General features: G+C 45.1%; 19 protein-coding genes. 17 read left to right on the top strand and 2 right to left on the bottom strand.

What is annotated here, in order from left to right:
- Positions 1 to 569: 569 nt before the first annotated feature.
- Positions 570 to 1,022, bottom strand: coding sequence for an IS200/IS605 family transposase (gene tnpA / locus HF312_11980; GenBank protein ID MCU7520927.1), 453 nt, complete (start codon positions 1,020 to 1,022; stop codon positions 570 to 572).
- Between the two features lie 617 nt (positions 1,023 to 1,639).
- Between tnpA and apbC the strand changes: the two genes are divergently transcribed.
- From apbC to HF312_11900, 16 genes are all read left to right on the top strand, one after another.
- Complete coding sequence (gene apbC, locus HF312_11975; protein ID MCU7520926.1) at positions 1,640 to 2,746, top strand: iron-sulfur cluster carrier protein ApbC; 1,107 nt, start codon at positions 1,640 to 1,642, stop codon at positions 2,744 to 2,746.
- Positions 2,747 to 2,774: 28 nt separating this feature from the next.
- Positions 2,775 to 2,999: a NifU family protein gene (locus HF312_11970; protein ID MCU7520925.1), complete on the top strand. Its 225-nt coding sequence runs from the start codon at positions 2,775 to 2,777 to the stop codon at positions 2,997 to 2,999.
- A 119-nt stretch (positions 3,000 to 3,118) separates the two neighbouring features.
- Positions 3,119 to 3,874, top strand: coding sequence for a triose-phosphate isomerase (locus tag HF312_11965; protein MCU7520924.1), 756 nt, complete (start codon positions 3,119 to 3,121; stop codon positions 3,872 to 3,874).
- 247 nt (positions 3,875 to 4,121) lie between these two features.
- Entirely contained in the window at positions 4,122 to 6,704 is a 2,583-nt protein-coding gene (locus tag HF312_11960; GenBank protein ID MCU7520923.1) for a hypothetical protein, read from the top strand.
- A gap of 23 nt (positions 6,705 to 6,727) precedes the next feature.
- Entirely contained in the window at positions 6,728 to 10,327 is a 3,600-nt protein-coding gene (smc, locus tag HF312_11955; GenBank protein MCU7520922.1) for a chromosome segregation protein SMC, read from the top strand.
- On the top strand, positions 10,308 to 12,326 hold the full coding sequence (locus HF312_11950; protein ID MCU7520921.1) for a hypothetical protein: 2,019 nt from the start codon (positions 10,308 to 10,310) through the stop codon (positions 12,324 to 12,326). Before smc ends, HF312_11950 begins: the two co-directional genes overlap by 20 nt.
- A 21-nt stretch (positions 12,327 to 12,347) precedes the next feature.
- A complete protein-coding gene (locus tag HF312_11945; GenBank protein ID MCU7520920.1) occupies positions 12,348 to 13,067 on the top strand; it encodes an MtnX-like HAD-IB family phosphatase in 720 nt (239 codons plus the stop codon).
- 33 nt (positions 13,068 to 13,100) lie between these two features.
- The gene (locus HF312_11940; protein ID MCU7520919.1) at positions 13,101 to 13,688 is read left to right on the top strand and encodes an isoprenylcysteine carboxylmethyltransferase family protein; all 588 of its coding nucleotides are present in this window, start codon (positions 13,101 to 13,103) and stop codon (positions 13,686 to 13,688) included.
- Positions 13,685 to 14,815: a lipid-A-disaccharide synthase gene (gene lpxB, locus HF312_11935; GenBank protein ID MCU7520918.1), complete on the top strand. Its 1,131-nt coding sequence runs from the start codon at positions 13,685 to 13,687 to the stop codon at positions 14,813 to 14,815. Before HF312_11940 ends, lpxB begins: the two co-directional genes overlap by 4 nt.
- 40 nt (positions 14,816 to 14,855) lie before the next feature.
- Positions 14,856 to 15,512, top strand: a complete 657-nt coding sequence (locus tag HF312_11930; GenBank protein ID MCU7520917.1) for a lysophospholipid acyltransferase family protein — start codon at positions 14,856 to 14,858, stop codon at positions 15,510 to 15,512.
- Positions 15,512 to 16,558, top strand: a complete 1,047-nt coding sequence (gene lpxK, locus HF312_11925; GenBank protein MCU7520916.1) for a tetraacyldisaccharide 4'-kinase — start codon at positions 15,512 to 15,514, stop codon at positions 16,556 to 16,558. Before HF312_11930 ends, lpxK begins: the two co-directional genes overlap by 1 nt.
- Positions 16,559 to 16,778: 220 nt before the next feature.
- Entirely contained in the window at positions 16,779 to 19,865 is a 3,087-nt protein-coding gene (locus tag HF312_11920) for a pyruvate, phosphate dikinase (protein ID MCU7520915.1), read from the top strand.
- Between the two features lie 91 nt (positions 19,866 to 19,956).
- Positions 19,957 to 20,991 (top strand): tRNA preQ1(34) S-adenosylmethionine ribosyltransferase-isomerase QueA, encoded by a 1,035-nt coding sequence (queA, locus tag HF312_11915; protein MCU7520914.1) that lies wholly within the window; start codon positions 19,957 to 19,959, stop codon positions 20,989 to 20,991.
- Positions 20,988 to 21,668, top strand: a complete 681-nt coding sequence (ispD, locus tag HF312_11910) for a 2-C-methyl-D-erythritol 4-phosphate cytidylyltransferase (protein MCU7520913.1) — start codon at positions 20,988 to 20,990, stop codon at positions 21,666 to 21,668. Before queA ends, ispD begins: the two co-directional genes overlap by 4 nt.
- A gap of 154 nt (positions 21,669 to 21,822) precedes the next feature.
- Positions 21,823 to 22,491 carry a glycerol-3-phosphate 1-O-acyltransferase PlsY gene (gene plsY, locus HF312_11905; GenBank protein MCU7520912.1) on the top strand — a complete coding sequence of 223 codons (669 nt, stop codon included), beginning with the start codon at positions 21,823 to 21,825 and terminating at the stop codon, positions 22,489 to 22,491.
- Between the two features lie 206 nt (positions 22,492 to 22,697).
- Positions 22,698 to 23,693 carry an NAD(P)H-dependent glycerol-3-phosphate dehydrogenase gene (locus tag HF312_11900; protein ID MCU7520911.1) on the top strand — a complete coding sequence of 332 codons (996 nt, stop codon included), beginning with the start codon at positions 22,698 to 22,700 and terminating at the stop codon, positions 23,691 to 23,693.
- Positions 23,694 to 23,747: 54 nt separating this feature from the next.
- Here the strand turns inward: HF312_11900 and htpX are convergent, their stop codons facing one another.
- Positions 23,748 to 24,599 (bottom strand): zinc metalloprotease HtpX, encoded by an 852-nt coding sequence (gene htpX, locus HF312_11895; GenBank protein MCU7520910.1) that lies wholly within the window; start codon positions 24,597 to 24,599, stop codon positions 23,748 to 23,750.
- A gap of 206 nt (positions 24,600 to 24,805) precedes the next feature.
- On the opposite strand from htpX, the gene porQ reads away from it, so the two are divergent.
- Positions 24,806 to 25,744, top strand: a complete 939-nt coding sequence (gene porQ / locus HF312_11890; protein ID MCU7520909.1) for a type IX secretion system protein PorQ — start codon at positions 24,806 to 24,808, stop codon at positions 25,742 to 25,744.
- Positions 25,745 to 25,777 lie beyond the last annotated feature (33 nt).

Here is a 25,777-nt window from a genome sequence, read left to right as displayed (position 1 = left end):
TAAGTTTCAGGATATCTGCTTACTTTGTAAAACTTCCCCCTTTCGGCTCCTTTTTCAGTTACACTCTCCTCTTTTTGCCCCTTTTCCGCGTGTTTTCTCTCCTTCCGGAGAACAACCCCCTGAAGCTAAAGGGGCAATGGCCTCTAAAAATAAGTAATAAAGATATTCAGCAAATATCAAGGCAAAGAGCCCAAGTCCTAAAAGCCCTGTGATCCAATTCACAGCATAAGAATAAAAATTTTTCCATGTATCGTTTTTGGCTTCATAAGCCCTGTATGAGCAGGCAGGTAATTTTATACCTTTTACCTGCTATAAATAAAATCCCGGCTAAGGATTCAGGTGTCAGCCTAAGAGTAGTAATTAATGATAAAGAAATCGGGAATATAGAGCTAAGCCTATAAAAAACCGCGAGAGCGGTTTTCTGTCTGTAGCCCAGGGTTTGCCCGCCAGCCGCCGAAGGCGGATGGCCAAAACCCTGGGTAAAATGATCCCCAACCACCCCAATAAAACCACGCGAGTGGTTTTATGTCTGTTACAAATGGTCTTATAACCCGGAACATTCCCTGGATCTATCCCAGAAGGTATTTCGGGTCGTATTTTATTCCAAATGCCTCAAGCATTTTGATGTATTCGTCATGAAATGACTGCCTTTTGTGGTGCTCCTCCTGGCCTTCAATATACCTCGAGACCACGGGGATCTGGGAATGTGAATATGAGAATGCACCGAAGCCGTCCTGCCACCTGAAATTGCAATTGCATAAGTGTTTCTCATTTATAAACTTTGAAGAGAAATGTTTTACATCCCTGACTATGTCAGAAACATTCACGTTCGGATGGAGCCCTATGAAGTAGTGAATATGGTCACTTACACAGTTAATTGAGATCATCTTCTGCCCTCTTTGTCTGATGATGCCGGTGATGTAGCGGCATATTTCCTCCTTTATTTCAGGAGTAATCAAAGGTTCTCTTCCCAAAGTGGAATGGACGATGTGAATATAAATCTGAGAATACGTGTCTGCCATAGTTCTATATGCCTCATGAATGTGTTAATATATGGAAGGATATAGATATTGTTGTGAATTCTAATCCAAGATGCAAGGGTGGATATGATGGTTGTGCGCCTGGTAACAGATATAAAACCACTCGCGTGGTTTTGGGGGTGTTTTTTGTGTCGGGTGTTTTTTGTGTGGGGTGGGGTGTGTTGGTTATTCATAACCCAGGGTGTCTGCATTCGCCACGGCGAATTTGAGACCCTGGGCTACAGATAGAAAGCCGCTCTCGCGGCTTTTTATGTGCTTAAATTTGGTTGTTCAGATATATTAGGTGTTTTCTTTCTTAAGTTGATGCATTTGGAGGGTAGATTTTTTTACTGGTTTCTGCAAGTGGGGGATCACTATCCTGGTTCTTTAAATGAGGTTTCTTCCGTGGAAAAGGCGCCTTTGCCTGGCAAGCCCTTCTTCAAGACCCGATTTTTTGAATTGATTAAATGATTTGATATCATTTGTTTTGTAGTGTTTCAAATATGCAGCTGCGAATTTCGGGCCAAAATCTGCATTCTGAAACTCAAATTCGGAGTTCTACCTTCTGAATTCCAAAAATTTTTCTTAATTTTACAGATATTTTTTCATTGGAGGAAAATTTGTCCAAATTAACATCAGAAACTATCTTAGCATCCCTTAAGAAGGTCCAGGATCCTGACCTCAGAAGAGATATAGTTAAGCTTGGTATGGTTAAAAATATTAATATAGATGGAAATAACGTTTCTTTTGACGTGGAACTTACAACTCCTGCATGCCCGCTGAAAGAAAAAATTAAAAGTGACTGCGTGGAGGCATTAAAAAACGATATCCCCACAATCGGCAATATCAGCATAAACATGACGAGCAATGTAAGGCAGCATCAGGATAACAGAAAAGAAGCCGTTCTGCCGAACGTTAAGAACACAATTGCCGTTGCAAGCGGCAAAGGCGGCGTTGGTAAAAGCACGGTTGCAGTTAACCTTGCCGTGGCTCTGGCAAAAGACGGCGCCAAGGTGGGGCTTCTGGACGCCGATATTTACGGTCCCAGCGTCCCATTGATGCTTGGAATTACAGAGAAGCCCAGAATTTACCAGGATCCCGTAACACAGCAGATGCTCCCCTTGGAGCGCCTGGGTGTAAAGGTTATGTCAATAGGCTTTATGCTTGATGACGGAGCCCCTGTAATCTGGCGCGGCCCTATGGCTTCAGGAGCCGTAAAGCAGTTCATGAGCGATGTAAACTGGGGTGAGCTGGATTATCTCATCTTTGACCTCCCTCCGGGAACGGGCGACATACAGCTGACGCTGGTTCAGACGATTCCCCTTACAGGAGCGGTAATTGTTACTACACCACAGGAAGTATCCCTAATTGACGCACGCAAGGGTCTTATGATGTTCTCAAGAGTTAACGTTCCGGTGCTTGGTATTGTGGAAAATATGAGTTATTTTATAGCTCCCGATACCGACAATAAGTACGACATTTTCGGTTTGGGCGGAGGGCAGAAAATGGCCGAGCAGTACAATGTGCCATTTTTAGGCGGAATTCCCATAGACCCAAGAATCAGAATAGGCGGAGATACAGGAAAGCCGATCGTACATGAAATGCCTGATACGGAATATGCCAGGGTAATTCAGGAGATCTCACGCAACCTGGCCGCACAGGTCAGCATCGAACTGATTTCAGCAGCATCAAAGAAAGTGGATATTATTCTTGGAGATGAAAAATAAGCAGGAGTAAAAAAACATGGGGAATGTAATGGAAGAAAAAGTATTGAAAGCACTGGATACCATCAGGCCTTATCTTCAGGCAGACGGCGGCGACGTGGAACTTGTGCGCGTCACGCAGGAAGGTATTGTTGAAGTAAAGCTTACGGGGGCCTGTGGTCATTGCCCTATGTCTCAGATGACTCTGCGCGCCGGAGTTGAAAGGGCTCTTATAAGAGAAGTCCCCGGCATCAGGCGCGTTGAAGCCGTCAACTAAGGGCCTTTTTTAGATTCTCTTTCCCTATATCCCCCCTCAAGGGAAAGAGAATCAGGCTCATTTTATTGAAATTAGAAGTACATGAGTTTAATTTGACTCAAATCAATATAGAGGAATAAATGCGAAAAAAAGTAATAGCCGGAAACTGGAAAATGTATAATGATATTCCGGCCTCAGTAAAACTGATCTCAGAACTTAAGAAAAGCCTTGCCGGACAGGACTTAAAGGCGGATGTAATCATATGCCCTCCTTTTACTTCACTTGATACGGCAAAGACACTAATAAAGGATTCAAATATTCAGCTCGGCGCACAGAATATGTATTTCGAAGAAAGCGGAGCCTACACGGGTGAAATTTCTGCTGAAATGCTCAAAAGCGCAGGCTGCCAGTACGTCATTTTGGGCCATTCCGAAAGAAGAACAATCTTTATGGAGTCTGACGAGCTGATCAACAAAAAAATCAAGAAAGCTGTTGCAAGCGGACTCACAGCCATTTTCTGCGTTGGTGAAACCCTGGAGCAGAGAGAAAACGGAACAACAGAGTCTGTCATCAGCAAACAGGTTACCACTGGCCTCAGCGGTATTTCAGCCGAAGAGCTGAAGAAGGTAATTGTTGCCTATGAACCCGTATGGGCTATAGGCACAGGAAAGACCGCAACACCGGAGCAGGCACAGGAAGTACACGCTTCAATAAGAAATCTCTTAAAGAAACTTTACTCCAATGAAGCAGCCGAAGACGTAACAATACAGTACGGCGGAAGCGTAAAACCGGAGAATGCATCCTTGCTGCTTTCACAGAAGGATATTGACGGGGCGCTTGTAGGCGGAGCATGCCTTAAGGCTGACTCTTTTACAAGTATCATCAAGTCGGCTTAATTTATAACCCGGCCGGGGGCCAAATCCTGCCGGCAAAATTCTTTTTGCATTAAGAAATTATTTGCAAATATAAACCAACCGGCGCTACGAAGTAGAGCCCAAAGAGCTAAGTTATTGTATTATAAGCTCTTTCTTTTCAAATTGAAGGCATTCCCGGGCCTCAAGGGAATGCCTTTTATATTGATTTCCCCCCCTGTTTTTTGTATTTTAAGTGTCTTTTATTTTGGAATCATTTTTTCTGGAAAAAATGAAGTATAGTAAAATTATAATTCCGGTATTATTTTGGCTCGCCTTTGCTAATATCCTTTTAGGACAAATTAGAATAAAAGAGCTCCCCAGGTTTGATTTATTAAAACAGGATTCCCTCTTCCTTGATGCCTCACATTCAAGAAACGTTATAAGTCTGGACGGCACATGGAGCGTTTACACAGGGAATGACAGGGACGACAGAAAGCCCGTTTCTGTTCCCTCAAACTTCAGGGGCGAGGATGAGCTTACCTTTGAGAAAAATATCAGGCTCGAGAGCCGCCAGGTAAAAAACAGCAGGCTGGAGCTGGTATTTCTGGGGCTTAATTACTCGGCCGAGATAACTCTCAACAATTTTGTCATATACAAACACTCCGGCGGTGAATTTCCCTTCAGGGTTGAAATTCCTAAAAACCTAGTTAAATTAGACAAAAACAACGTCTTTACGGTTAAGATAAGCCATAAACTCTCCAGCGACGCCACAATTCCGGTTAATCAGAGATTCCTCTTCCCTGAAAATGTAGGCGGAATTTTCAGGGACGTATATATTGAAGTTGCCTCACAGGCCCGCATTGCAAATTCGGATTATTCCTATAATGTCTCCTCAACAGGAGGAGTTTCACTTTCTGTTAATGCAAAACTTTCAAACCATTCGGGAGAGGAAAGGCAGGATTCGGCCTCAAATGCAGCGCAGTACGCCTTCAGGGTAAGGCTCCTTACAAACGGTGGCGAAGACATACTTAACTCAACCTCCGGGATCTTTTATCTAGGAAGCCAGAAGGAAAAAGGGGTAGGCTATTCATACAGCCTTACAAACGTTTCCCTCTGGTCGCCGGACGCCCCGCATTCATACAGGCTGCGCATACAGCTTTTAAGAAATGACCAGGTAATTGACGAGGTTGAAAAGCCGATAGCTTTTTATTCACTCCGATCGTCAAATAACGCTCTAATGCTCAACAATGCGCCTTTTACGCTTAAGGGTACAACTTACTATGCTGTTTACCCGGGTTACGGCAACCTGGTACGCCCCGAGAGGATGAGAAGCGACATGAAGGCAATTAAAAATATGGGTTTTAATGCCGTCAGGTTTGCCAAGGAATTGCCAAATCCTTACTACCTTAAAGTGTGCCAGGAGCTGGGGCTTCTTGCATTTGTAGAGATGCCGCTTAACTCTGTGCCGGAAGAGATTCTGGACGATCAGGCATTTAAGGACAGGCTTAGGGTTTACTTAACACAGTTTTTGAACAGCTACAAGCAGTATTCTGCTGTTGCCGCATTCGGCCTCGGGAGCTCTTATCTGCCCAATTCCCCGCTCGGGAACTCAGTTATCAGTTCACTTGCCGGATATGCAAAGCGTTTTACAAACAGGATGGTTTACGCTTCCTTTGTGGGCTTTAACGTTTCCCCGGTAGAGAATCTGGATTTCTACGGTGTCGAGCTTTTGAATAAGCCGATGAGTGACTACGCCTCAAGATACTCAGACCTGGAGTCAAGGCTTGGAAAAGGAAGGGTCTTCATCAGCTCTGCCACATACGGCAGCTTTATGGGGAACACAAACGGTTATTCAAACCCATTTTCCTATGAGGCACAGGCAAAGTTTTTCTCCGACCTGATAGATTATTCTTCTTCAAGGAGGACTTCAGGTTACTTCATAAATTCAGTTTTCGACTTCAGGGGCGATTACACCTCATTAAGCGCAGGGTTTAATCCTGAAAACGTCTACAGCATCGGCATACTGGATGAATTCAGGCAGCCGGGCAGGTTCAGCGAGAAAGTAATCTACGCAAAGCTGCACAATGACGAGGATGTAACGATACCGCAGGGCTCCCCCAAGGATGACTCACCCATCGTATTTATTGTTTCGGGCGTTCTGCTCGTTTTAATTTTAGGGTTCCTCATCAATACGAGGAGGAAATTCAGGGAAGACGCCACACGCGCACTTCTGAGGCCATACAACTTTTTTGCCGATATCAGGGATATGCGCCTCATGTCTGGAATGCAGTCAATGGCTCTTATGACAGTGCTTTCACTCGCATCGGCACTTTTACTTTCAAATATTCTCTACTTCCTGAGGACAAACGTTCTTCTGGAGAAGATAGTGCTTTCTTTAGGGTCTCCGCGCCTGAGCTGGTTCGTTTCATTCCTGGCCTGGAATCCCCTTTACGCCCTCATATGGCTGAGCGTTGTTTCGGCAGTATTTTTTGTACTTACGTCCATAGCAATAAAGATCGCATCTTTATTCAACAGGAATAAAGTTTTCTTTTCAAGCATATACTTTATGGTAGTCTGGTCATTTCTGCCGCTGGTTGTGCTTCTGCCCTTAGGGCTTGTTCTTTACAAGGTACTGAATGCAAACGTCATGACATTTTATCTTTTCATTGCGCTTGCAGTCTTTACTGTCTGGATTTTCCACAGGCTGATGAAAGGCATCTATGTTATTTTTGACGTAAGGCCTTCAACAGTTTATATGTACACTTTAGGCTTAATATTACTTGTCTCTGTATGTGTTCTGCTCTACTTCCAGTTAAGCCAGTCAAGCATTTATTATATAATGAATGCTTATAAACAATATAAGGTTATGTAATAACAGACGGAGTGAGTTTTTAGTTGTATTTATCAAAGTTAGAAATCTTTGGATTTAAGTCTTTTGCCAACAGGACGGTTGTAAACTTCAACAAGGGTGTAACCTCCATTGTAGGCCCCAACGGCTGCGGTAAGACGAATATTGTAGATGCCATACGCTGGAGTCTGGGTGAGCAGAAGAGCAGCACGTTAAGAAGCGACAAAATGGAAAATGTCATCTTTAACGGCACCCAGAACAAAAAACCGATGGGAATGGCTGAGGTTTCGCTGACTTTGGTTAACGACAACGGTGTTCTGCCTACAGAGTATTCCGAAGTTACCATTACAAGAAGGATCTTCCGCTCGGGTGAAAGCGAGTACCTCTTAAACCGCAACATCTGCCGCCTGAAGGATATTACAAACCTCTTTATGGATACCGGTATGGGCACAAATGCCTACTCGGTAATAGAGCTTAAGATGGTTGAGACCATCCTCAGCAACAAGGCCGATGAAAGAAGGAACATGTTTGAAGAGGCGGCAGGCGTTAATAAATATAAACTGAGGCGCCGCCTTGCATTAAAGAAACTTGAAGAAGTTAAAAAAGACCTCACGCGCGTAAACGACATTGTTGCTGAAGTTGAAAAGCAGGTTGCCTCGCTGGAGCGCCAGGCAAAGAAGGCAGATAAGTACAACAAAATATCTTCTGTTTTAAGAGAACAGGAACTCGACCTGGCAGAGAGGGAATATGCCCTCTGGAACTCCAAAAGGAGCACATTAAAGGAACAGAAGGAAGAAGCCTTCAGGCGCAAGGTGCAGATTGAAAGCGAACTGAGGAAACTTGAAGACGAGCTTGTTGTTTTCAGAAACGACATCAACCTCATTGAAAACGACCTCAAGATCAAAAGGCGTGACATTTCGGCGCAGACGGACAAGATACACAACGTTCAGAACGGCATTTCAGTTGCCGAGGAAAGAAAAAAATCTTTAGACAAAAACCTCACGCGCTACGGCCAGGAACTCGAAGAGCTGCACTTCCAGGATGAGGATACAGACGACCTCATCTTTGAAAACAGCAATAAAATTGTCCAGGTGAAAAATTCAATCGAGGCCAAGGAAAAAGGCATCGAGGAAAACAAGCAGCAGCTTCAGGATAAAAAGCAGGTTGTTGAGGACAAAAAAGCCGAGCTCAGGGCACAGAGGGAGGAAAACCTCAATAAGTTTAAGGACATCACTGAAAAAGAGCACCAGCTGAAAAACCTCAGGAAGAATCTGGATAACACGGAATCGGCAATTGAAAAGCTGAACAACAAGATCCTTTCCATCACAAATACGCTGGCCAAGACCGTAGGATATTTAGAAGAGCTTGAACAGGAAAAGGTTGAAGCCGAGAAGAAACTTGCCCAGGGCGAAGAGCACTTCGCAAAAAAACAGACAGAAAAAGAAGAGCTGGAAAAAGAGCTTACTGACTTAAAGGGCAAGGAGCACGAGGAAAGAAGCACACTTAACAGCCTTAAGGACAAAATTGACTTTCTGCAGAGCCTTATCAATAACCTGGAAGGTGTCTCAAAAGGCGCCAAGGTTTTAATTGAAAACGAGGGGTGGACCGAAAGGGAGAAAACATTCCTTGCCGACGTGGGCAACGCAGAAGAAGACTACCGCTTTGCTCTTGAAGCATCGCTGAAGAATGTGCTCAATAACCTTCTCGTTGAATCGTTCCAGGACCTGCAGAAAGCGGTCGATTACCTGAGGGAGAATAATTTCGGGAAGGCATCTTTCTATGTACTGGGATATAATTCCGGGACGAAAAAAACGCTCATTAAAAAGCTGCAGGACTATTCGACACGCAAGAACATTAAGAAGCTGGAAAAAGAAGGCGCGTTTATAGGCTGGGCTGAAAACTTCATTCAGGCCGATGAAAAATGGAAGCCGTTCTTTAAGAAGCTCCTTTACATGACTGCAATTACAAAGGATCTGGAATCGGCATTTGAACTCAGCAGGAAGTTCCCCGAGTTTAACTTTGCAACGCTTAACGGCGACTTCCTTAACAACTCGGGGCTTATTGACGCGGGTTCGGCCCCCAGGCTTGACGACACGCTCTTCGGACGAAAGCAGATGCTGGAGAACCTGAAGAACGAATTCCCGACCTATGAGGCAAACCTCCTGAGGCTGCGTGATAAGATAAAGGAAACCGAAGCCAAGGTAGAAGAAATTGACCTGAAGGACCTCTCGGACCAGAACCGCATTTTGATCAATGACCTTGCAAACATTGAAAAGCAGATAGCACAGTTCGAGTTTGAAAAGAAAAAAGCCTCGGATGAAATTGAAAAGGCAAGGTTTGAAATCAACGAGCTTGCAAGGACTTCAAACCAGATAGACAATGAGATCTCTTCTCTAAGCCTCGTGCTTGAAGAGGAAGCGGCCCAAAAGAAGCTGGCCGAGGAGCAGACTTCACAGCTTGAAGAAGAGGTCAAGGCTTCAGAAACAGCTTACAACAGCGTCATTACACAGCAGAACCAGATGAAGCTTGAGCTTGAAAGGCTCCTGGGTGAAAAGAAAAACCTTGAGAACTCCACCGAGCGCGCTCAGACGTCAAAGGAAAATATAAAGAAGTCCATACAGAAAAGAGAGTTCGACATTACCTCCACCAAGGAGGAGATGGTTTCCCTGGATGGGGTAATTGAGGACAAACAGCTGGACCTTGACGAGTTTGAGGCCGAGAAGAAGAAAATGGTTGCCGTTGAAACCGAGATCGACAACAACCTGAGGGGCATTAAGTCCCAGGCGATGGAACTTGAGAAAAAGCTACTCGAATTCAGAAAAGAACGCGACCGTGTCTCTGATGAGATACATTCTGCAGACATTAAGATAAATGAAATTACGCTTAAGATAGACAATCTTTTTGCCAATATAAAAGAGAACTACTCTATTACGCTTGAACTCAAGGAGTTCGACGACCTGGATACCTTTAACTTCCAGGAACGTTCTTCCGAGGTTCAGCAGCACAAGCAGCAGTTAAAGGGCCTGGGACCGATCAACCTTCTGGCTTATTCTGAATACGAAGAAGAAAGGGAAAGGCTCGACTTTCTGCACAAGCAGAGAAACGATCTGGTGGAATCGGAAAAGGATCTCATCAAGACGATTGAAGAGATCAACGTTACGGCACAGACGCTCTTCCTTGATACATTTGCAACCATCAGGGAAAACTTCATCAGGATTTTCCGCACGCTCTTCAACCCCGGCGACGAGGCCGACCTGAAGCTGGAAGAGGACGTGGATCCGCTGGAATCGAAGATTGAAATTATAGCAAAACCTAAGGGCAAAAGGCCTACCGGAATTGAGCTCCTTTCAGGAGGAGAAAAAACACTTACGGCAACGGCTCTTCTGTTCTCAATTTACTTAGTCAAGCCGAGCCCGTTCTGTATTCTGGACGAAGTTGACGCTCCGCTTGATGACGCAAACGTGGACAGGTTTACGCGTATTATTAAAGAATTCAGCAAGAGCACACAGTTTATTATTGTGACGCACAATAAAAGAACCATGGAGGCTGCTGAAACAATGTATGGCGTCACGATCCAGGAAGAAGGCATTTCCAAATTGGTCAGTGTACGCTTTAATGAGGATTTTGATGCAATTATTAATAGATAAGCACACGGAAGCTGCATTTTCCGGCAGAACCAGGAAGCTGCTTGCGGCGGGGATGATCCTTTCCTCCCTCCTGTTTATGCCTGATGGGAAAATACATGCACAGTGGAACAATAATCCCCAGATAAACAGGATACTTGTTTCAAATACAAAAAACCCTTACAACATTACCTCTTCGCCCGACGGACAGGGCGGCGGCTTTGTTTTCTGGGAAGACAAGACGGACTCAACGCATACAAATGTTTTTTTTCAGCATTATAACGAAGACGGCACGGTAAGCTTCAGGACAGACGGCAAGCCCGTCAGCATGAACTCCTCTTCGAGGAGCCTTCCCGTTTCGGGCATTTCCCTTCCGGGCAGCGCAGTCGTCTTCTTCAAGGATTTTTCCGACGGCAAGGCAGGCGAGCTCTACGCGCAGAGGGTTTCCACAAAAGGAGACATACTCTGGGGCAGCAAGGGCGTAAGGGTTTCAATTCAGGATGCAGGCATACTTGAACTTTCGGCCACAGGCGATAACGATGCAAATTCATTTGTCACATACATTTACAGAAATTACGGCACCCCGGCAGACTACGCCGTCTACGTTCAGAAATTAAACTCTTCGGGCAAGACTTCATTCAGGGGTAACGGCACAATTATTTCAAACTCCCCTTCCATCAAATCCAGACCCGCTATTGCCGCAGACGGTAAAGGCGGCGCATACGTTTTCTGGATCGAGTCAAACGAAGGGAAAGCCAGGCTTTATGCTCAGCACATTAACTCCCTGGGAAAGCCCAGCTGGGGCGGAAGACCACTCCTGGTTTCAACCTCAGGTGAAAATGTAATTAACTATGTTATTGGCTCCATGGGGCGCACAGGCGTATATGCCGCATGGGAAATTAAAAGGTCGGGCCGCGACATACTCCAGCAGATGATATCCATTGACGGAAAGATAATGTGGAATAAAAACGGGGAGAAAATAACAAACCGTTACGGCGACCAGACAAGCCCGCAGCCTTACTGCACCGATTCAACGGTGACACTTACCTGGGTAAACGAGTCCCTTGGCGACAAGGATATATACGTACAGAAGTATAACCTGAAAGGACAGCCGCAGTGGATGAAAGACGGCAACCCTGTAATTAAAATGAAGGGCAGCCAGATGAGCCAGAGGATAATAAGCGACCACACTTCAGGAACCATTGTTGCATGGCTGGATAAAAGGAGCAAAACGCAAAGAGGAAACATACTTTCGCAGAGAATAAGCAGTGACGGCAAAAGGCTCTGGGATTCTTCCGGAGTTGCGCTTGCCTCAAATGCGAACTCTGAAAAAAGTTATCTGAACCTCATCCCCGCAAAGGGCAAAAGCATAACCGCAGTCTTTAAGGAAAACAGGAACGGTCAGAACGGCATATTCGGCCAGAGGATCTTAAGCAGCGGCAAGTACAGCCATGAAATTACGGGATTCAATGCGATTTTAGACGGCAGCCTGGTAAGGGCCTCATGGCAGACAAACAACGAACAGTTCAACAAGGGATTCTATGTAGAACGCTCCAAGGATTCGGATACATCCTGGGAAAGGATTAAATTCATCCCGGCAAAGAACCAGAAAGGAATGAACACGTATGACTTTTCTGAAACCGTCCCCTCGGGCTCCGAAGTATATTACAGGCTCGTTCAGGTAGATAACGACGGCGATGAAATGAAGTCGGCTCCGGTTAAGCTGAATTACTTCAGCTTTAACGCAAACAGCTACGCCCTTGCGCAGAATTTCCCGAATCCTTTTTCTGATTCAACGGTAATTAAATATTACCTTCCCGAAGACAACAATGTTATAATTGAAATATATTCAGATAAAATTGCAACCGTAACCGTGCCGGTAAACGGCTTCCAGTCGAAAGGCGAGCACAGCCTTACCTTTAATGCAGAGGGAAGCTACGGGAAACTTCCGGGCGGGGTGTACTTCTACCGCATGAAGGCGGGAGAATTTGTGGACGTAAAGAAGATGATAATTATAAGATAATTTTGAATGTGAAGAGAAGGAATGCAGGACAAGGTTTTTAAAATATTTATAGATTTTGACGGTACTATTACAAAGCGCGACGTTGGAGAGGCTTTTGTCAATACTTTCGGCGACCCGGTAAAAATCCGCCAGATAGTGGAGGACTGGATTGAGGAGAAGATCACTTCTCCCGAGAGCTGGTACCTGATGTTTGACACCATAAAGGCTCTGGACTTTGATAAATTCCTGGAGTTCCTTGAAGAAATTGAAATTGACCCCACATTCAGGGACTTTGTGGAATACTGCCGGGAAAACAGGTTTGAAATAAGAGTCTTAAGCGACGGCTTTGATATTTATATTAAAAGAATTCTTGAGCGCGAAGGCCTTGGAGACCTGGAAGTCTACTGCAACAGGGCCGAGATAAATGAAGGCAGGTTAAAGCCGTTCTTCCCTTATGGCGACGAACACTGCCGGTTCTGCGGCAACTGCAAGAGAAATCACCTGCTCAGTAAGTCGGGCGACGAAGACTATATAGTCTACATCGGCGACGGGTACTCCGACAAGTGCCCCGTGCAGTACTGCGATTTTATTTTTGCAAAGGCCTCGCTCTTAAAATATTGTGAAGTCAACAGGATCACATACTTCCCCTTCAGGGACTTTCAGGACGTAAGGAAGAAACTGGAGGAGCTAAGAAATAAAAAACGGTTAAAGAAAAGATACCAGGCTGAACTGAAAAGATTTGAAGTGTTCAAGCAGGGATAATTTATTCATCAATTAAACAGGGTTAAGAAATAAATGAGCAGCATTCAGGCTAAAATTTTTAAATACAGAAGCTACACTCCAATTCCGTTTCTGGTTCTTATGTTATTATTCAGGTCTCCTAATATCTACAGCATTATAATAGGCTTTATTGTTGCGGCCTCGGGCGAGCTGATAAGGCTCTGGGGCGTAAGCTACGCAGGAAGCGAAACCAGGACGACAGGAGCCGTGGGCGGGACTTACCTGGTTATAAGCGGCCCCTTTGCCCATACGAGGAATCCCCTCTATGTAGGCAACATTCTTCTTTACATGGGTATCGGGATCATGTCTTTAGCCCTGTTTCCTTACCTGCAGATTGCGGCATTTGTTTTCTTCTACCTTCAGTACAAGTTTATTATAAATGAAGAGGAAACATATTTAAAGAAAGCTTTCGGCGCGCAGTACGAGGAGTATTACAAAAATGTTCCGCGCTTTCTGCCCAGGATATCGGCTTATAAAAATAATAACGTCACTCAGCCCAAGTATAACATTGCAGCAGGCCTTAAGTCTGAAAGAAGAACGCTCCAGGCCTTCAGCATAGTTTCGCTGACAATTATCATAATCTGGTTTGTGAGCAGATATTGACAAAAAATTTGCTGATCGTAGCAGGCGAAGCCTCGGGGGATATGCACGGGGCCTCACTGGTAAGGGAAATTAAAAGAAAGAGTCCCGGAGTTTCCATTTCAGGCATCGGTGGCCCGAAGATGGAAGCCGAAGGAATGGAAATACTATTTCACATAAGGCAGATGGCTTTCCTCGGGTTTGCCGAGGTTGTAAGGCATCTCCCGTTCATAAAAAAAGTTCAGGCAGCTTTAATTGAAGAAGTTAAAAATAAAAACATAGATACAGTTGTTCTTATAGATTATCCAGGGTTCAACCTGAGCATTGCTAAAAAGTTCAAGGCCCTCGGGCTTAAGGTTATTTATTATATCTCCCCGCAGGTATGGGCCTGGGGAAAAGGCAGGCTCAGGAAGATAAAAAAAGTTGTAGACAAGATGATAGTAATTCTGCCCTTCGAGGAAAAGTTCTTTAAGGATGCGGGCATCGACGTTGAATACGTCGGGCATCCTCTTCTGGAACAAATTGAAAGGTATGACTATCTAACAAAGGAAGATCTCTACGGGCTTTTTCATTTTGACAAAAGCAAGGATCTTCTCGTAGTTCTTCCGGGCAGCCGTCATCAGGAGATCGGGCGCATATTCCCGGAGACAATCAAGGCCGCGGCAAAAGTCTCGGAGAAATTTAACCTCGAGACTGTTGTAGCTTGTTCTTCAAATATTGATGAAGGAATTTTCAGGCAGCTTGCTCCTGAAGTTCCCTTTAAGGTTGTAAAGGATCATACGTATGACCTTTTCAGGTATTCAAAGTTCGGAATAATAAAATCAGGGACATCGACTTTAGAGGCGGCACTGTTCCATCTTCCAATGGTGGTTGTTTATGCCACTAGCTATCTTACTTATATGATCGGAAAGAGTGTAATTGAAATTGACAAGATAAGCCTGGTAAATATTATAGCCGGTGAGAAGATTGTGGAAGAGCTGATACAGAAGGATGTAAACAGCGGAAGGATTTATTCAGCCTGCGCTTCAGTCCTGTCAAGCGAAGAAAGCCTCGAGGCAATGAGAAACAGGCTGAAGGCATTGGAAGAGAAGCTGGGAAATACGGGTGTATCTGAAAGGTCAGCCGAGATTGTCCTGGGATACCTGAACTGAGATTTAAGAATTTTCCGGATCACAGAGGAAGATATCATATATGAAGCTGAAAAAGCTTGGACAGGACATATTAAGATTCCTGGGCAATTATTTCCTTTATTCCGGAATATCGTTGCTCTTAAAGACACTGAAGATCAATTCCAGGAACAGGGAGCACTTCGACCGTCTAATTAAGGAGAATAAGAATTTTGTTTTTGCATTCTGGCACGGCTCAATGCTTATTCCGTGGTATATAAATAAGGATCTTGATTTTTCGGCACTTGTAAGCAGAAGCAAAGACGGAAGACTACTTGATAAGATACTGACGAAATGGAACTACAGGGTTATCCGCGGATCAAGCAACGACGGAGGAAGCATGGCGCTGAAGCTTCTGCTTCAGGCAGCGTCTTCAGGCCGCCCGGTTGCCATAACGCCCGACGGTCCCAAAGGGCCTTACCACAAGCTTAAGGCCGGTGCGGTGGTGGTGGCAAAGAAAGCAGGCATACCGCTCATACTTGTAGGCGTGGGGGTTAAGAAAAAAAGAATTTTAGGAAGCTGGGACCGTTTTGAATTGCCGAAGTTTTTTACGAGTATTAATCTGGTTTTTTCTGACCCGGTTTCTGTCTGCAGCGAACTGAGCTATGAGGAAACAACAAAACTCATTGAAGAATGTGAACGTAAGCTGAATGATTTACAGGAAGAGGCAGGTAATTTCTGATGTTGTTTTTAAGAATTATTTTATTCCCTCTGACCCCGGTATACAGGTGGATCATAGGGATACGCAATTATCTTTTCGACAAGGGTATATACAAGTCGGAAAGAGTTGACGCCAGGGTAATATCAATTGGAAATATTACTGTGGGCGGATCGGGGAAAACCCCTGCTGTAATAATGGTAACCGACATACTGAAGAAAGCAGGAAAGAAAGTAGGCGTATTAAGCCGCGGTTACGGAAGAAATTCAAAAGGCTACCGCCTTGTCTCCGAAGGAAATGAAATTCAGAGTGAGGTCAGTGCCTGCGGCGACGAGATATACCTTACGGCACTGGAGTGCAGCGTGCCTGCGGCAGTAAGTGAAAAAAGGGTTGAAGGAGCGCGCCGCATGCTGAGGGATACGAACGTTGAAGTAATTGTTCTTGATGACGCATTCCAGCACAGGTGGATACACAGGGATCTTAACATACTCATCTTTGACAACAGTTTCCTTCTGAAGTCAGGAGGCATGGATCAGAATCTTCTGCCCGTGGGGCTGATGCGTGAGCCGTTCACTTCAGTCAGGCGTGCCGATGCGGTTATCATTAACAGGAAATTTTCAACGATAGGATTTTTACCTCCCCAGCTGAGGGGATACTTCGACAAGAAAAAAATATTTAACGCCTTTTACAGGGCCGCAGGGCTTTTTGACGTAAAGAGCCACAGGTATTACGACCTGCAGGATTTCAGGGGGCAGAAGAGCCTGGTAATCAGCGGGATTGCGAACCCGCAGTCGTTCCTGAACATTTTAATACAGTCCAATATTGATACCGAGAACCAGCTCCTCTTTAAGGACCATAAGGATTATACGCTCAGAGACGTGCAGGCAATAAGGAAAGCATTTTACTCGACCAATTCGCACTCTGTCATTACGACGCAGAAGGATGCCGTAAAGCTTTCGCGTTTTTCAAAAGAGCTGGATGACATAGACATTTACTATCTCAAAATTGAGATGGACATTGAAAACAGGGCAGAATTTGAAGAATTCCTGCTGAATAAAATAGAAGTTTAGTAATAAAGTTTGTAAAATTATAATTGCGGTTTAAATTAACTGTTTGATTTTTTCTTACTTGTGCTGTATGGAATTTACAGTACAGAGGCCCTAAAATGCTCCGGGGACAGGAAAAGAAAAAGACCCGGGGCGGTACCGTAAATAACTGTACTAATATAATCTGACTTAAATGGTCAAAGGATTATGTAATTTTAATTAACAATGGAATGGAGGAAAATTAATGGCTAAGACCCCAAAGTATGTTTATTTCTTTGGTGCCGGGAAAGCTGAAGGCAAAGCAGACATGAAAAACCTGCTCGGCGGCAAGGGTGCAAACCTGGCCGAAATGGTTAACATCGGACTGCCAGTACCAGCCGGCTTTACAATCACCACTGACGTATGTACATATTACTATGACAACAAGAAGAAGTATCCAGCAGAGCTGCAGAAGTCGGTGCTGGACGCTCTCAAGAAAGTTGAAAAGGAAATGGGAGCCAAATTTGGCGATCCTAAAAACCCGCTTTTGGTTTCTGTCAGGAGCGGCGCCAGAGCTTCAATGCCTGGTATGATGGATACAATCTTAAACCTCGGCTTGAATGATACTACAGTTGAAGGCCTGATTGCCAAGACAAATAATCCGAGATTTGCCTACGATTCATACAGAAGATTTGTTCAGATGTATGGCGACGTTGTTTTGGGACTTAAACCGGTCGAAAAGCATGAACTCGATCCGTTTGAAGTTATCCTGGACAAGAAAAAGCACGAGAACGGAATTACAAAAGATACAGACCTTACAGCTGATCACCTGAAAGAACTGGTACAGGAATTCAAAGCTGAAATCCTGGCCAAGACCGGCAACAGTTTCCCCGATGATCCTATGACACAGCTCTGGGGCGCAATCGGCGCTGTATTCGGTTCATGGATGAACGAAAGAGCCATCGTTTACAGAAAGCTTAATGACATACCTGCCAGCTGGGGTACAGCCGTTAACGTTCAGTCGATGGTATTCGGCAACATGGGAGAAGATTCAGGTACAGGCGTTGCATTTACAAGAGACGCGGCATCGGGCGAAAATGTATTCTACGGAGAATACCTCTTTAACGCACAGGGCGAAGACGTCGTTGCCGGCGTACGCACTCCTCTTCCCATTGCAAAACTGAAGGAAGACAACGCAAAAATCTACAGGCAGCTTGACGACATCAGAAAGAAGCTCGAAAAGCATTACAAGGATATGATGGATATCGAGTTCACAATCCAGCAGGGCAAGCTCTGGATGCTCCAGTGCCGCGTTGGAAAGAGAACAGGCTTTGCCGCCATCAAAATCGCTTATGATATGGTAAAGGAAAGACTCATTTCGCGCGAAGAAGCTTTAATGAGAATTGAGCCCGATCAGCTGAACCAGCTCTTAAGGCCTATCTTCGATTCAAAGGAAAAGAAAAAAGCCGTTGACGAAGGAAGGCTTATTGCCAAAGGCCTCAACGCAGGTCCGGGCGCCGCTTCAGGCAAAGTTGTCTTCTCGGCTGAAGAAGCTGAAGAAGAAGCAGCCAAGGGCGAAAAAGTTGTTCTTGTCAGAATTGAAACCTCTCCTGAAGATATCAAAGGTATGAACGCTGCAGTAGGTATCTTAACAGCAAGAGGCGGTATGACTTCACACGCTGCTTTGGTTGCACGCCAGATGGGCAAGGTTTGCGTTGCAGGATGCGGTAACCTCCTCATCAACTACGCTGCCGGAACTATCAGGGTATCAGGCAAAGACGTTGTTATCAACCGTGGCGAATATATATCAATCGACGGATCCACAGGTGAAGTTATTGTTGGAAAACTTGAGACCAAGCCTTCAGAGGTTGTTCAGGTTCTTATTACAAAGACCATGAAGCCCCAGGAATCAGCCGTATTCAAGACATACAATGATCTTATGACATGGGCCGACAAGGTAAGGCGCCTTGGCATCAGAACCAACGCCGACCAGCCTGATCAGGCACAGAATGCAATTGCATTCGGAGCCGAAGGTATAGGCCTTTGCCGTACAGAGCACATGTTCTTCGGCGAGAACAGGATTCTTTCTGTAAGAGAGATGATACTTGCCGAGACACACGAGGAAAGACAGGCTGCGCTTGCAAAACTGCTTCCTTATCAGAGAGACGATTTTGAAGGACTCTTCATGGCCATGGGCGGAAGACCTGCAACAATCAGAACTCTGGATCCACCTTTGCATGAATTCCTGCCTCACGAAGCAGATGAGATCCAGGAAGTTGCAAATTCGCTGAACGTTCCTGCACAGAGAGTAATCGATAAGATCGAATCCCTCAAGGAATTCAACCCGATGCTCGGTTTCAGGGGCTGCCGCCTTGGCATCAGCTATCCTGAAATCACTGAAATGCAGGCAAGGGCTATCTTCGAAGCCGCATGCAACGTTTCAAAGAAGAAGATCAAGGTTAAGCCTGAAATTATGATTCCTCTTGTAAGCACAGTTGAAGAACTGAAGCTCCAGGAAGAGATCGTAAGAAGGGTTGCAGCTGAAGTCATGAAGGAGAAGGGCGTAAAGATCGATTTTCTGGTAGGAACCATGATCGAGCTGCCGAGAGCTGCCGTAACAGCAGACAAGATTGCAGAACGCGCTCAGTTCTTCAGCTTTGGAACCAACGACCTTACACAGACCACATTCGGTCTTTCAAGAGATGACGCCGGCAAGTTCCTGCCTCTTTACGTTGAGAAGGAAATCCTCCCGATTGATCCTTTCATCTCAATTGACGTTGAAGGTGTCGGACAGCTGGTTGAGATCGGCACGCAGAAAGGCCGTTCAGTAAGACCTGAGCTTAAGGTTGGTATCTGCGGCGAGCACGGAGGCGATCCGGCTTCAGTTGAATTCTGCCACAGGGCAGGTCTCAACTATGTAAGCTGTTCACCATTCAGAGTTCCAATTGCACGCCTTGCCGCTGCAAGAGCTGCACTGAAGGAACAGCAGTCAAAGGCAGTCACTGCTGCAAAGCCGGCAGTTAAGGCAGTGGCAAAGACAGCTGCAAAGAAGGCTGCAAAGCCGGTTGCAAAAAAAGCAGCAGCCAAGAAACCTGCAGCCAAGCCGGCAGTTAAAACTGCTGCTAAAACTGCTGCTAAAACTGCTGCTAAAACTGCAGCCAAGGCTTCAGCCAAACCGGCAGCAAAGGCAGCTGTGAAGGCAGCTGTGAAGGCAGCTGTAAAGACAGCAGCTAAACCTGCCGCAAAGAAAGCTGCCCAGGCAAAGGCCGCTCCTAAGAAAGCCGTAGTTGCTAAAAAGGCTGGAAAAGGAAACGTCAAGACAGCAGCTAAGAAAACGAACAAGAAAAAATAAATGATCAGATGAGGCAGCAGCCCGGGCAGTAATGGCCGGGACTGCTGCTTTCTTATTAAATTGGCTTTATTCATGATAGTAAGGAGACCAAATGAAACTATCGGACTTTAATTTCAACTTACCAAAGACTCAAATAGCCAAATTTCCGGTTGAACCCAGGGATAGCGCCAAACTGTTGGTGCTCGACAGGGAACATCAGACTATAGAATCCAAAGTGTTCAGCGATGTGATTGATTACATGGAAAAAGGAGACGTCCTGGTTGTAAACGAAACAAAAGTTATTCAGGCGCGCTTATATGGAAAAAAAGAAAGAACCAATGCAAAGATCGAGGTCTTTTTATTAAGAGAACTGAACAAGGAAGAATGCATATGGGATGTTATTGTCGATCCTGCACGGAAGGTAAGAATCGGCAACAGGATATACTTTAACGACAAGCTCTGGTGCGAAGTAATTGACAATACGACCTCACGCGGCCGTACGGTCCGTTTCAACCAGCCGGGCAACGTTTTTAAGGCTGTCGAGAAAATCGGGCTTACTCCCCTTCCGCCATACATTAAAAGGGATCCGGTGCCGGAAGACAAGGAAAATTACCAGACTGTCTATGCGAAAGTTGACGGTGCCGTTGCAGCCCCGACAGCAGGGCTCCACTTTACAGAAGAGCTCCTTGACAAAATAAAGAAAAAAGGGATCAAAATTGCACCCGTAGTGCTGCACATAGGACTTGGCACTTTCCGTCCCGTTGAGGTTGAAGACCTGACGAAGCACAAAATGGATTCCGAATATTTTGAAATTTCGACACAGTCCGCAGATACAATAAACAAGGCAATACAGAACAAGCACAGGGTTTTTGTAACCGGCACCAGTTCAACGCGCGCCCTTGAGAGCAGCGTTACGGCCGAAGGGTTCGTAAAGCCGAACCATGGCTGGACGGATAAATTTATCTTTCCGCCTTACGACTTTAAGATAGTACAGAGACTTATAACCAACTTCCATGCGCCTGAATCTACACTTATCATGCTTGCCTCGGCATTTGCAGGTTACGACCTGCTGATGAAGGCATACAAGAAAGCATTAAAGGAAAACTACAGATTCTTAAGTTATGGCGACGCGATGCTGATCATATGAGGACTATTGCAGTTATACCTGCCGGCGGGCAGGGAAAGCGTTTCGGTTGTGAGGTTCCCAAGCAGTATCAGAAAATACACGGGCGGGAACTGATCGCCTATACGCTTGAAGTGTTCCAGAAATCAGATTTAATTGATGAAATAGTTGTAGCTGCGCAGCCCGATTATTTTGAACTCCTTGAGAATGTTGCAGCTAAATATCAGTTTACAAAGCTAAAATCTATTGTAAACGGAGGCAAAGAAAGGCAGGACTCCGTCTTCAATGCCATCACTTCAATAAAGGCCGATAAAGAGGATCTCATTGCGGTACACGATGCCGCACGGCCCCTCTTAAGCCAGAAGATTTTAACTGAAGCCATAAAACAGGCCGAAGAGTTCCAGAGCGTGCTGGTCTGCATTAAGGCGCGCGATACGCTGCTGAAGGGAGAGGAGTTTGTCTCTTCGTTCCTCGACAGGAGTGACGTATTTTACGCCCAGACTCCGCAAATCTTCAAGTACCACATTATCAGAAAGGCGCTTGAAGATGCCTTTGAGGCAAATTTTTACGGGACTGATGAATCAATGCTGGTAACAAGAGCCGGATTTAAGGTGAAAATTGTGGAAGGTTCGGTACTTAATTTTAAGATTACTACCAGACCCGACTTTGAACTATTTGAAAAGTTAAGCGGGATTTTGTAATTTTTGTGCCGCGAGGCACGGAATTAATCAATTTTCCGGATTATACTGAAAATTTCGCTCAATTAACAGTAGCTATAATATAATTTTATATTGATATTATACACCGTTATTTATATAATTTTTTTAGAAGTCAATCATTTTAAGCATTTTTGATATGTATCTCTTAACAACAATCATATTATTATCGTATCTGATCGGATCTATACCCACAAGCATTATAGTGGGAAAACTTGTTAAAGGAATCGACATCAGAAACTACGGCAGCGGAAATGCCGGAGGAACGAACGTATACAGGATTTTAGGCTGGAAGTATGGCATACTGGTCATTCTTCTGGATGCCCTTAAGGGGGCTCTTGCAGTTGTTCTTGTGGCAAGACTGCATTACGGCAGCTTCCCCTTCGAGAACGCCACACCTTTTGACGACTTTACGCTAGTACAGATCATTGCAGGTGTTGCCGCCGTTATAGGGCACATCTGGACGATTTTCGCCGGTTTCAGGGGCGGAAAAGGAATTGCAACGGCTCTCGGCATGCTTATGTCAATCATTACAGTCGACATGCTCTTTGCAATCGGGGTCTTTATTATTGTTGTAGTAGTTTCAAAGTATATTTCGCTCGGATCGATTCTGGGCGCCATATCGGTACCTTTAATTTTGTTTATCCGTGAGAACATTTTCCACGCGAACATACAGGGATACGGCGTTGTACTCCCCTTCTCAATTGGAATCTGTTTACTGATACTCTATACGCACCGTGCAAATCTCGGCAGAATCTTCAGCGGAAAAGAAAGCAGAATATCTTTATCCGGCAGGAAAAAAGCTTAGATTGCCTGGAATTTATTTTTAAGAGAGACTGGACGCATTATTTACGGCGGACTTTCTCTCTTTTTTTTATGTTTCCGCATTTCTCCATACTTTACCCGTTTACATTTTTCAGTAAAAAAGATATTTTTAATTGCCGGAATATTTTAGTTAAATTCCGCCCCGGCGGGGCAGGATCCGGATTTTTAATACATGAGAATTAAGAGAATATGAATATTACAGTTTTAGGCGCAGGCGGCTGGGGAACAACCCTGGCAATACTGCTTCATTATAACGGGCACAAGGTTTCTCTTTGGGAGTATGACCGCCAGTATGCAAAAACCCTGGATAAAATAAGGGAGAACAAACTTTACCTGCCTGGCATTCAGATTCCGCAGGAGATGATAATTACGCACGACCTGGATGATGCCCTTGATAACAACCATATGACAGTAATGGCCGTTCCGTCGCAGTTCTTAAGGAGCGTGGTAAAGAAAATCGATTTTGCGCAGATAAAAAACTCAATTCTTGTAAGTGTTGCAAAGGGAATTGAGAACAAGTCGCTTCTTACGATGTCGCAGATGTTAAAAGACGAGATACCGCAGTTAAGCGAAGAGCAGATAGGAGTCCTTTCAGGCCCGAGCCATGCCGAAGAGGTAAGCCGCCGCATTCCGACGGCCGTTGTAGCCGCATCAAAGTCGGATGCCACAAGTAAAAGCATACAGGGAGCGTTTATAGTCTCATATTTCAGAGTCTATTCATCCACCGATATTCTGGGCGTTGAGCTTGGTGGCGCGGTAAAAAATGTAATTGCAATTGGTGCCGGTATTATAGATGGCGCCAAGTTCGGTGACAACACAAAAGCCGCCATTATGACGCGCGGCATAGCAGAGATCTCGAGGCTGGGGGCTGCAATGGGGGCAAAAGCCGAAACGTTTGCTGGTCTTTCAGGCATGGGGGATTTAATAGTAACGTGCATGAGCCGCCACAGCCGCAACAGGTTTGTTGGGGAAAAGATTGGCGAAGGAAAGACGTTAAAGCAGGTATTAAAGTCGATGACCATGGTAGCCGAAGGGGTTGAGACCTGCCGTTCGGTCAAGAACCTGGCGGAAGTTCACAAGGTAAGCACGCCGATAGTAAATGAAGTATATTCGGTTTTATTTGAGGACAAAGATCCCGTCAAGGCCACAACGGACCTCATGACGCGAGATATGAAGTCAGAGTAATTTCAAAATAAAAACCCGCCTTAAATGCGGGTTTTTTATTTTAATCAATTCAGATTATGCCTGCTTTGCGGCAAGGGCCTGGAGGCGTTTGATCCTTTCCTCGATGGGAGGATGGGTGGAGAATACCTTTAAGAAGGATTTGCCTGAAAGGGGGCTTACTATGAACAGGTGCGCTGATGAAGGCTGAGCATTAAGCATCGGCATCCTTTCATTGTATACGTTGAGCTTGTTTAAGGCTGAGGCCAGCATTAAGGGCTTTCCTGATATTTCGGATCCTCCCTCGTCTGCCAGGTATTCCCTGGATCTTGAAATTGCGAGCTGAATGAGCATTGCAATTATGGGTGACAAAACGAGCAGGAATATGCCGCCTATCCCCTCTCCGTCGCGGTCGCGGTCGCGCCCGCCGCCGAACATCAAAGCCCAGCCTGCCATACGGGCTACAAATGTAATTGTACCTACAAGCGTGGCTACAATGGTGCCGATAAGTATATCGCGGTGCTTTACGTGCGCAAGTTCATGGCCTATTACGCCTGAGAGCTCTTCATCTGTTAACATATTAAGGATTCCCGTCGTAACTGCAACAGCAGCGTGCTCAGGGTTTCTTCCCGTGGCAAACGCGTTGGGCGTAGGGTTTTCCATTACGTAAACCTTAGGCATCGGGAGCTTAGCGTTTTCTGCCAGGCCGCGAACAATCCTGTAAAGAGCAGGGAATTCATTTTCGGAGACCTGTTTGGCTCCGTACATTGTAAGCACAATCTTGTCGGAAAACCAGTACGAGCCGAAATTCATCACGAGTGAAAATATAAAAGCCACCATTATCCCTCTTTCTCCTCCAAGCAGCCCCCCTACAAAGAGGAATAGTACCATCATGAGGGTCATAAAAAACACGGTTTTTAATGTATTCATTTCTTTTCTCTATTTTTTTAATATTTATGAGCTTTTGTGCAAAACAGTATAAAAATACAATGCCAATTTCTGAATATTTAACATATTTTCATACCCTTTTGTTTCCTTAAAAACGCCCTGTGAAACTAATCACACTCCTTTTCCACATTTGCCTTGCCATTATTTGCAAATATACTTAAAATACCGTATCAATTTTGAGGAAATTAATGAAGTTTTACCGGATTTTTCTGCTGATATTTTTGTCTTTACCGTTTCTAAGCGGGCTCCATGCGCAGTCGGCATACGACTTTCTGCGTCTGGACCTGAATCCGAGAGCTGCTGCCCTGGCCGGAAGCTTTGTAACAAATACAGACGACCCGAACGTGGTATTCTATAATCCGGCAGGTATTAATTCCCTTAAAGAAACCCCGGTTTCAATCTCCTACGTCAATTACTTCCTGGATATCAACATGGGCGGGCTGGCGGTTTCAAAGGAATTTGAAAATGCAGGACGCTTTGCACTGGGAGTTAATTATATAAACTACGGCACCTTTACGCGCGCAGACGAATTTAAGAACAAGCTTGGCGAATTCAGCGCCGGCGACGTAGCTTTTATGCTGGGCTATGCCAACGCCCTGGATCAGAATTTCTACTACGGCGTAAACGTTAAATTTATATATTCATCGATCGCTGAGGTAGCATCTTCCGCCGCGGGAGTTGACCTGGGACTTCAGTACCTGTTCCCCGATCAGCAGATCGTCTTTGGGCTTTCAGCCCTGAACCTTGGGACACAGATAAAACCCTACTACGATTCGCACAGGGAAAGCCTTCCTGTAGACCTCAGGTTCGGGATTTCAAAGAAGATGGCGCACATCCCTCTTACAATTGCCCTTAGCTTTAACAAGCTTAATGAGAACCAGGAGTTAGGTGACAAGCTAAAAGTATTCTCCCTTGGCGCCGAATTTAACTTAAGCCGCGTCTTAAGGCTGCGCCTGGGCTACGACAATGAAAAACGCAGGGAGATGAAACTCGATACATCAACCGGACTGGCAGGATTTAATATAGGAGTGGGAGCACTTATAAGCGGCTACAACTTCGATTATTCCTACTCCTCATACGGATTTATAGATGCCATACACCGGATCGGAATAACTTTCAGCTATTAAAATTTTAAGCCGCTTATGTTAAAGCGGCTTTTT

It is taken from the genome of Ignavibacteria bacterium, from assembly GCA_025612375.1.
Lineage (GTDB): Bacteria > Bacteroidota > Ignavibacteria > Ignavibacteriales > SURF-24 > JAAXKN01.
This window is presented reverse-complemented; position numbering and strand designations above follow the sequence as displayed.

Bases quoted from the DNA above. Each gene is read 5' to 3' on its own strand.
- HF312_11930 (MCU7520917.1), top strand. From the start codon at position 14,856: ATGAAGCTGAAAAAGCTTGGACAGGACATATTAAGATTCCTGGGCAAT.
- HF312_11965 (MCU7520924.1), top strand. From the start codon at position 3,119: ATGCGAAAAAAAGTAATAGCCGGAAACTGGAAAATGTATAATGATATT.
- queA (MCU7520914.1), top strand. From the start codon at position 19,957: ATGAAACTATCGGACTTTAATTTCAACTTACCAAAGACTCAAATAGCC.
- HF312_11940 (MCU7520919.1), top strand. From the start codon at position 13,101: ATGAGCAGCATTCAGGCTAAAATTTTTAAATACAGAAGCTACACTCCA.
- htpX (MCU7520910.1), bottom strand. From the start codon at position 24,599: ATGAATACATTAAAAACCGTGTTTTTTATGACCCTCATGATGGTACTA.
- tnpA (MCU7520927.1), bottom strand. From the start codon at position 1,022: ATGGCAGACACGTATTCTCAGATTTATATTCACATCGTCCATTCCACT.
- lpxK (MCU7520916.1), top strand. From the start codon at position 15,512: ATGTTGTTTTTAAGAATTATTTTATTCCCTCTGACCCCGGTATACAGG.
- HF312_11900 (MCU7520911.1), top strand. From the start codon at position 22,698: ATGAATATTACAGTTTTAGGCGCAGGCGGCTGGGGAACAACCCTGGCA.
- HF312_11945 (MCU7520920.1), top strand. From the start codon at position 12,348: ATGCAGGACAAGGTTTTTAAAATATTTATAGATTTTGACGGTACTATT.
- HF312_11970 (MCU7520925.1), top strand. From the start codon at position 2,775: ATGGAAGAAAAAGTATTGAAAGCACTGGATACCATCAGGCCTTATCTT.
- HF312_11960 (MCU7520923.1), top strand. From the start codon at position 4,122: ATGAAGTATAGTAAAATTATAATTCCGGTATTATTTTGGCTCGCCTTT.
- porQ (MCU7520909.1), top strand. From the start codon at position 24,806: ATGAAGTTTTACCGGATTTTTCTGCTGATATTTTTGTCTTTACCGTTT.
- ispD (MCU7520913.1), top strand. From the start codon at position 20,988: ATGAGGACTATTGCAGTTATACCTGCCGGCGGGCAGGGAAAGCGTTTC.
- plsY (MCU7520912.1), top strand. From the start codon at position 21,823: ATGTATCTCTTAACAACAATCATATTATTATCGTATCTGATCGGATCT.
- HF312_11950 (MCU7520921.1), top strand. From the start codon at position 10,308: ATGCAATTATTAATAGATAAGCACACGGAAGCTGCATTTTCCGGCAGA.
- HF312_11920 (MCU7520915.1), top strand. From the start codon at position 16,779: ATGGCTAAGACCCCAAAGTATGTTTATTTCTTTGGTGCCGGGAAAGCT.